The sequence below is a fragment of the Halovulum sp. GXIMD14793 genome, from assembly GCF_054457435.1.
In genome coordinates this window covers 1-6,883 of record NZ_JBTLNE010000098.1, presented here as the reverse complement: position 1 = coordinate 6,883, position 6,883 = coordinate 1, and the positions used below count along the sequence as shown (strand labels likewise).

General features: G+C 56.7%; 8 protein-coding genes and 1 pseudogene. 7 read left to right on the top strand and 2 right to left on the bottom strand.

The window, feature by feature from the left end:
* Positions 1–186 precede the first annotated feature (186 nt).
* Both ACW9UQ_RS18075 and ACW9UQ_RS18070 read left to right on the top strand, forming a co-directional pair.
* The gene (locus ACW9UQ_RS18075; RefSeq protein ID WP_458932386.1) at positions 187–414 is read left to right on the top strand and encodes an anthrone oxygenase family protein; all 228 of its coding nucleotides are present in this window, start codon (positions 187–189) and stop codon (positions 412–414) included.
* 97 nt (positions 415–511) lie between these two features.
* The gene (locus ACW9UQ_RS18070) at positions 512–1,366 is read left to right on the top strand and encodes a delta-class carbonic anhydrase (RefSeq protein ID WP_458932385.1); all 855 of its coding nucleotides are present in this window, start codon (positions 512–514) and stop codon (positions 1,364–1,366) included.
* Positions 1,367–1,556: 190 nt separating this feature from the next.
* On the opposite strand, the gene ACW9UQ_RS18065 is transcribed toward ACW9UQ_RS18070, so the two are convergent.
* Positions 1,557–2,012 (bottom strand): MFS transporter, encoded by a 456-nt coding sequence (locus ACW9UQ_RS18065; RefSeq protein WP_458932384.1) that lies wholly within the window; start codon positions 2,010–2,012, stop codon positions 1,557–1,559.
* 115 nt (positions 2,013–2,127) lie between these two features.
* Between ACW9UQ_RS18065 and ACW9UQ_RS18060 the strand changes: the two are divergent.
* A pseudogene (locus ACW9UQ_RS18060) lies at positions 2,128–2,334 on the top strand (integrase core domain-containing protein); the annotation flags it as partial.
* On the opposite strand, the gene ACW9UQ_RS18055 reads toward ACW9UQ_RS18060, so the two are convergent.
* On the bottom strand, positions 2,312–2,722 hold the full coding sequence (locus ACW9UQ_RS18055; RefSeq protein ID WP_458932383.1) for a glutathione S-transferase C-terminal domain-containing protein: 411 nt from the start codon (positions 2,720–2,722) through the stop codon (positions 2,312–2,314). The pseudogene ACW9UQ_RS18060 and the gene ACW9UQ_RS18055 overlap by 23 nt on opposite strands.
* A 246-nt stretch (positions 2,723–2,968) precedes the next feature.
* On the opposite strand from ACW9UQ_RS18055, the gene ACW9UQ_RS18050 reads away from it, so the two are divergent.
* The 4 genes from ACW9UQ_RS18050 (at position 2,969) to msrQ (ending at position 6,575) form a co-directional block, all read left to right on the top strand.
* Complete coding sequence (locus ACW9UQ_RS18050) at positions 2,969–4,213, top strand: MFS transporter (RefSeq protein ID WP_458932382.1); 1,245 nt, start codon at positions 2,969–2,971, stop codon at positions 4,211–4,213.
* Positions 4,214–4,223: 10 nt separating this feature from the next.
* A complete protein-coding gene (gene msrA, locus ACW9UQ_RS18045) occupies positions 4,224–4,865 on the top strand; it encodes a peptide-methionine (S)-S-oxide reductase MsrA (RefSeq protein WP_458932381.1) in 642 nt (213 codons plus the stop codon).
* 145 nt (positions 4,866–5,010) lie between these two features.
* The gene (gene msrP / locus ACW9UQ_RS18040) at positions 5,011–5,943 is read left to right on the top strand and encodes a protein-methionine-sulfoxide reductase catalytic subunit MsrP (RefSeq protein WP_458932380.1); all 933 of its coding nucleotides are present in this window, start codon (positions 5,011–5,013) and stop codon (positions 5,941–5,943) included.
* The gene (gene msrQ / locus ACW9UQ_RS18035; protein ID WP_458932379.1) at positions 5,943–6,575 is read left to right on the top strand and encodes a protein-methionine-sulfoxide reductase heme-binding subunit MsrQ; all 633 of its coding nucleotides are present in this window, start codon (positions 5,943–5,945) and stop codon (positions 6,573–6,575) included. The genes msrP and msrQ overlap by 1 nt, the downstream gene beginning before the upstream one ends.
* The last annotated feature ends 308 nt before the right edge of the window (positions 6,576–6,883 follow it).

Here is a 6,883-nt window from a genome sequence, read left to right as displayed (position 1 = left end):
CCGCCCAGCCCCCGCAGCTTCCTCCCTGAGAGATTTTCCAACGCGGACCACACTCAGGCCAAGCCGAAACCGCGCACCCTGGCCCGCATCAGAAAATCTTCATCTTCTGGAACTTTCGCCATGAAAAACACGAAGGGCCGGTCTGGGATGACGCGCCTTTCGCCGCGCGCTCGTCCAGTATGAAAGATGCGGGACAGCCCGGAGCTTAGATACTGGTTGCTGAGCGCAGCGTGTGTTTTCGTCGTGGCTGTCCTGACCTTCGCGTTCTTTGTGTCAACCAACACAGCATTTGCGAGCGGCACCATGGACGAGGCATCTGGTGCAGCAAAACTGAACCAATGGCTCACAATCCATTATTTCCGAATTGGGTTTGGCTTTGCCGCAGCAATATTCGGCTGCATCGCGCTCAAATGAAATGGGACTTCGGTCTTTGTTGTTGCATCGATCCATTCGCCGTGGTCCAAATGCTGATATCCATTTCTTCTGAGTCGATTGCTTGAGAGGCGAGAAAATGAAAACAAAATCTCTGATTTGCGCGGGTGTAACTGCTACGGTTATTGCTTCAGCCGCGATTGCCGAATCCGCCAGCCACGAAGCTTCCGATGAAGTCATCGCAGAACAGCGGGCAGCCCTTGCTGCAGCGACCGATGGCATTGGCTATGGTCCGCAATCCCCACGTGACATTGATGCGCATGACGGCGTGAACCGCCGAACGTTTAGCATCGCTCCGGTGGTCACCGAAATGGCCCTGTGCGATATTCACTTCCATGAGAACGCCGAGCATAAGGGTGGCTCCTTCACTACATACGCTGGCAATGGCGACGGTCACGGCTACGGCACTGGGTTCAAATATGACGGAGCGCTGACCGAGGCGGAACTTGCGCCTATTGGGATGACGGTAGGCGACAGTGAACACGGCGACCTGGTTCCCGGCGACACAATCGAAATCCATTTCGTGTACTCAACCGCGCAAGCGACGCTTGGCCCGAGCCTTGGCACCTGTCTGAGCGAGGCTATTGGCAACCCGCAATTGCGTGTCGAAGCTGTGGTCGCCGTGTTGGTCGCCGAGGGCGGTGCCGACTTCGTCGAGATGACCCACATCGAAGAAATCAGCGGTCTGAGCCAGGTTCCAAACCTGCCCGACGATCTAGGTGAACCAGTCGTTTATGCGGGCTCGACCACCGGCCCAGGCTACAACGAAAAGGGCTCGCCCTTCCAAGTGACTTGGAGCGTGCGCCCGCAGGTCGTTAAGCTCAATATCACGTCCGTTGACGCTTGGCTCAAAGACAATCCCTTTGATGAGGATCACGCGCACGGCGTGCGGAACCTTGTGACCAATCCTGATCTGCTGTCCCAGATAAACTGATCGCAACCAACGCAAGGGGCAAGCAGCTTTGCTTGCCCCACTCCTAAAATGTGACACTCACAGTGACAAAACTCGTAGGTTTCTGACACAAGCGAAAACGACCATTTGTGCCACTCCTCTGTTGCGTGGAAGCAGCCATTTGCACAGCCGCATCAAAAAATCTTAGGCTTTCATATCATACGACCGAACGTCAGCTTCGAGGCTGGTCAAGCTTAAGGCGCGAAATCACTACGGCCGCAACTAGAAGAATGGAACCGCCGACTGTGAATGGCGCGCCAACGGAAAACAGAAACACCAGCAATGCACCCATAAACGGCGCGGTCAGGAGAGCCAGAGTATTTGCCGCTTCGCTCAGTGCCGTTACCGACCCCATTCGGTCGGGCGAAACAGTGTTTTGCAATATGATGCGCACCGGTATAACGGCCATGGCTGACGTCAGTCCCAAAATCAGGAAGAGAAGTATGAAAACCTGAAGGGGCATGGATGCGCTCAGAAGATCAAAGATTCCGAGTGTCAGGAGCATGGCGCCCCCGACAAACGTGCCGACCGCAATCCACCTTTGCGGTTTTTTGAGTTCTGCCACGAACGAAAACACAACCGCACCGACCACACCGCCAGTCCCTACAGCTGCAAGGGCGTACCCCAAGTGCTGCTGTTCAAAATCAAGACCGCGTGCGTTGCCTGAGCCTCGACAGCACCAGCGTCAAGGTCCACCCTCCCTCTCAGTGATTGCTTTGCAATCACCTGCCGGGCAACGGACGGCAGACAACGGCCCAGAGTTCATTGCTCAGGCTGTCAGGGATTGGATTGCGGCGGTCGGCGCCAAAACAGCCTACATCGAGCCGGGATCACCTTGGGAGAGCGGATACTGCGAAAGCTTCAATGCCCGGTTCAGGGATGAACTGCTGAACGGGGAGGTTTTCTACACGCTACGCGAAGCCCAAATCATCCTCGAAGAAGGGAGGAAAGGCGACGACGGCTGCATTTGAAATGCCCGTGATAGACGGCATCGAACCGGGCAAGCGTCGGCCAGAGGCGCAGATCGGTTTCCGTCAGGACGCTTCCGTGCAGATAGCGTGTCCTGGAAAGCCGATCTTCGAGGTGATCGAGGGTCCCGAACACCCCGTGCACCGCAGCGTCGTAGATTTCCTGCCGCTGCGCCTTGCCCGCACGATAGACTGCGTTCGACAGACCAGTTTGGATTTCAGGCGCGCGCGTGTCGATCTCGCTGACCAAATCGGCGGGACGCAAGGTCCAGTCTTGATCGGTCTCCTTGCCGCGCACTACATCGAGCCCGCGTAGAATTTGAACGGACTCATTGGAAACAACTGCGCCCGTCTTCGTATCCCACAGCATTGGGACCGTCGCCCGCCCCGTGTATTGGAACTATGGGCCAAAGCCGAAAGTCCTTCAGGATCACTCGAACTTTTTTGAGGTCCAATACACCTGTGGCCATGTCGAAGGCTGAAAACCGTCGCTAAGACTTAACCCGCAAGCGGGTTAGCCAATTGGGCCGGGTTTGCTCTTATATGGTACTGTCGGCTTAAGCCGTGGGGCCAGTTTTCACTCGCCCTTCTGACGGGCAGGATATAGAGCGAAGGCATGAACCCGTTCCGCCCTCATATCGTGCCGCTGGAACAGGCGCGCGGCTATGCGCCGCTGCGCCGTCCGGTGGCGATGCTCTATATCCTGGCATTGGCGATGCCGCTGTCCTTTGCCATTTGGTCGGCGCTGTTGAACAACTTTGTCATCGAGGCGGCTGAGTTTGACGGCTCGGATATTGGCTGGTTGCATACAGTTCGCGAGATCCCCGGCTTTCTGGCCATCGGGGTGATCATTCTGATTATGTTTATCCGCGAGCAGGTCTTGGCGCTGATCGCGTTGACACTTCTGGGTGTGGCGACAGCGATTACCGCATGGTTTCCGACGTTCTCGGGCCTTTTGATGACGACGATGCTGTCGTCCATCGGGTTTCACTATTACGAGACGGTTAACCAGTCGCTGCAACTGCAATGGATCGAAAAGGGCAGGGCACCTCAGGTTTTGGGCAATCTGGTGGCGATGGGGTCTGCGGCCTCGCTGGTGTCTTATGGTCTGCTTTGGGCAGGGTGGAAGTATCTGGAGCTGAGCTATGGCACCGTCTACATGCTGGGCGGTGGGGCAACAGTGCTGCTGGCCGTGTTCTGCTTTCTGTTCTACCCGCAATTCGAAAGCCCTGATCCGCAGCTGAAGACGTTCGTGCTGCGCCGCCGCTACTGGCTATATTACGCGCTGCAATTCATGGCGGGCGCGCGACGCCAGATATTCGTCGTTTTTGCCGCCTTCATGATGGTCGAGAAATTCGGGTTCAAGGTGCATCATGTCACCGGGCTTTTGCTGATCAACTTTCTAGCCAACATGATATTTGCACCGCTGATGGGCCGCGCTGTGGCGCGCTGGGGGGAAAGCCGTGCTTTGATCGTTGAGTATATTGGCCTGATCGGCGTTTTTCTGGCCTATGGTGGCATCTATTTTCTGGGCTGGGGCGTGATGCTGGCGATGGCGCTATATGTTATCGACCACCTGTTCTTCGCGCTGGCCTTTGCCCTGAAAACCTATTTCCAGAAGATCGCTGACCCGCAGGATATTGCCCCAACGGCGGCTGTCGCCTTTACCATCAATCACATCGCTGCCGTTTTCCTTCCCTTTCTTCTGGGCTATCTGTGGCTATATGATCCCGGGATGGTGTTCTTGCTGGCCGCAGCTATGGCTGCAGGCTCACTGATGCTGGCGCTGATGATCCCGCGCCATCCGGCACCGGGGAACGAAACCATCTTTGCGCATGGGTTGCCATCCCCTGCGGAATAGGAGGGACAAGATGTTTGGACTTGGTCGCAAATCAGAGATGCCAGACCGCCCGCTGCCTGGCCGGTCCGAGCCGATCCCCACAGCCGATACGCATTTCGTCAATGGTCGCCCTTTGACCGGGCCGTTGCCGGACGGAATGGAGGAGGCCACCTTTGCCATGGGCTGTTTCTGGGGCGTGGAACGGATATTCTGGCAGATCGAAGGTGTTTGGATCACGCAAGTGGGCTATGCTGGCGGGGGCACGCCGAACCCGACCTATAAGGAGGTTTGCAGCGGCGGCACCAGGCATACCGAGGTTGTGCGCGTTGTCTATGACCCTGCGGTGATCAGCTTTGGCGATTTGTTGCGGAGTTTTTGGGAGAACCACGACCCGACTCAAGGCATGCGTCAGGGTAATGATGTCGGCACACAATATCGCTCTGCCATTTACACCTCGACCGATGCGCAACTGGAGGCTGCCTTGGCCAGCCGCGATGCCTATCAGGAGCAGTTGAGTGCAGCCAACTACGGCCCGATCACCACCGAGATTGCCACTGCCGGGCAGTTCTTCCATGCAGAAGATTATCACCAGCAATACCTGGCCAAGAACCCGCAGGGCTATTGCGGGATCGGCGGCACCGGGGTGACCTGCCCGGTCGGTTTTAAGCCCTGATCTGCGTCCCTTTGGGTGCAGGTGGTTTGCACCAGTGGGCTGGTCCAGCCTGACACAAAACCAGCGCAAACGTGAGAAGCTGTTGAGTGGCTTCTGACGTATAAGCATTACATCCCGAGTAACCGTATTGCTGAATGGACCCCAAATGCTGATCAAACAGGCCCCGAAACTTCGCTGGTCGAATGTCACTCCGAAAGCTGCCTATCTGAATCGCCGCGCTGTGCTGGCAGGGGGGGCAGCACTTGGCTTGGGGTTGGGGACGGCGCGGGCTGAAAAGCTGTCGTTCAAGCCCGACACCTCCCCGTTGCGGGACAAGCTGACACCGTATGACGCGGTCACCAGCTATAACAATTTTTACGAGTTTGGCACCGGCAAGGAAGATCCGGCAAAGAATGCGCATACGCTGACCACCGACCCGTGGTCTGTGAATGTCACTGGGATGGTAGATCGTCCGGGGCAATACGATTTGTCCGATCTGATCAACCCCGCCAAACTGGAAGAGCGCATCTATCGTTTCCGCTGTGTTGAGGCCTGGTCGATGGTGGTCCCCTGGATCGGTGTGCCGCTGGCGGATATCCTGAAGAAGGTCAGCCCGCAACCCTCGGCCAAATATGTTGCCTTCGAAACGCTGGTCCGGCCTGAGGAAATGCCCGGCCAGCGCGGCCTGTTCCAGCCTTTGCCATGGCCCTATGTCGAAGGGTTGCGTCTGGATGAGGCAATGCATCCGCTGACACTGATGGCCACGGGCCTTTACGGACAGGAACTGCCGAACCAGAATGGCGCGCCGTTGCGTCTGGTCGTGCCCTGGAAGTATGGGTTCAAATCCATCAAATCGATCGTGCGTATCCATTTGACAGACAAAGAACCGCCGACCAGCTGGAACAATGCCAATGCCAGAGAGTATGGCTTTTACTCAAATGTAAATCCGACCGTTGACCACCCACGCTGGTCTCAGGCGACTGAACGCCCCGTTGGTGGTGGCCTATTTGCCGGACGGATTGATACGCTGATGTTCAATGGTTACGGCGACGAGGTTGCCAGCCTCTATGCCGGGATGGACCTTAGCAAGTTCTACTGATGAGCCTTGTTCAACGGATGAATGGCGGGCTGCGCCGAGTGCCGATCTGGCCGCTTTACGCGGTTGGCTTTGTGCCGGCGATCTGGCTGTTTTATTTGGCGGTGCAGAACCGGCTGGGGGCGGACCCGGTCAAGGTGCTGGAACATGAGTCGGGCGAGATCGCTTTGCAGTTTCTGGTGGCAAGCCTGATGGTGACGCCGATCCTGCGCCTGACCCGCATCAACCTTATGCGCTTTCGGCGCTGGTTGGGTTTGATGGCCTTCTACTACGCGGCGCTTCATGTTGCGGTCTATCTGATGCTGGATTTGCAATTGAACGGTGCGCAGCTGCTGAGTGATCTGACCAAACGGCCTTATATTATCGCCGGAACTGCTGCGCTGGTGCTGATGATCCCGCTTGCGCTGACCTCCAACAACTGGGCGCTGCGCCGAATGGGCGGGGCGCTCTGGCGCAAATGGCACCGGCTGGTCTATCCGGCGGCGATCCTGGCGGCGCTGCACTATATTTGGCTGGTCAAAGCCTGGCCGCCCGAGCCACTGATCTATGCCGGCATCATCGGATTGCTTTTGGCCTATCGGGCAGGGCGCGGCCGGTTTACCGCGCCTTTCAAGGCCGATACGGCGCAGAATTGAACGCATCCTGGCCTCGTGGAAAAAATATGTACTTTTTTTGAACTTTCCTCTTGCGAGTCGGAAGAACTGGGCTTAGATAGCCTCTCACCGACGCGGACGACAACGTCACGGCGGGATAACAGAAAGAGGCGACGGGCTGAAGTTGCGCTAAAAGTAGATGGCGCTGCGGATGTCTTTTGTTTGCTTTCTCGCTCTTTGAAATTGTTATGAGAACGAAGAGATATGTGGGTGGGTTTTTGTTGGCTTTTAGTCGACGGAAGATACCGGACATATCGGCTCTTTAGGGGACTTTCGGGTTTCTGATGATG

Coding starts and splice junctions, on each gene's coding strand:
- msrA (WP_458932381.1), top strand. CDS start 4,224: ATGTTTGGACTTGGTCGCAAATCAGAGATGCCAGACCGCCCGCTGCCT.
- msrP (WP_458932380.1), top strand. CDS start 5,011: ATGCTGATCAAACAGGCCCCGAAACTTCGCTGGTCGAATGTCACTCCG.
- msrQ (WP_458932379.1), top strand. CDS start 5,943: ATGAGCCTTGTTCAACGGATGAATGGCGGGCTGCGCCGAGTGCCGATC.
- ACW9UQ_RS18070 (WP_458932385.1), top strand. CDS start 512: ATGAAAACAAAATCTCTGATTTGCGCGGGTGTAACTGCTACGGTTATT.
- ACW9UQ_RS18055 (WP_458932383.1), bottom strand. CDS start 2,722: ATGCTGTGGGATACGAAGACGGGCGCAGTTGTTTCCAATGAGTCCGTT.
- ACW9UQ_RS18075 (WP_458932386.1), top strand. CDS start 187: ATGCGGGACAGCCCGGAGCTTAGATACTGGTTGCTGAGCGCAGCGTGT.
- ACW9UQ_RS18050 (WP_458932382.1), top strand. CDS start 2,969: ATGAACCCGTTCCGCCCTCATATCGTGCCGCTGGAACAGGCGCGCGGC.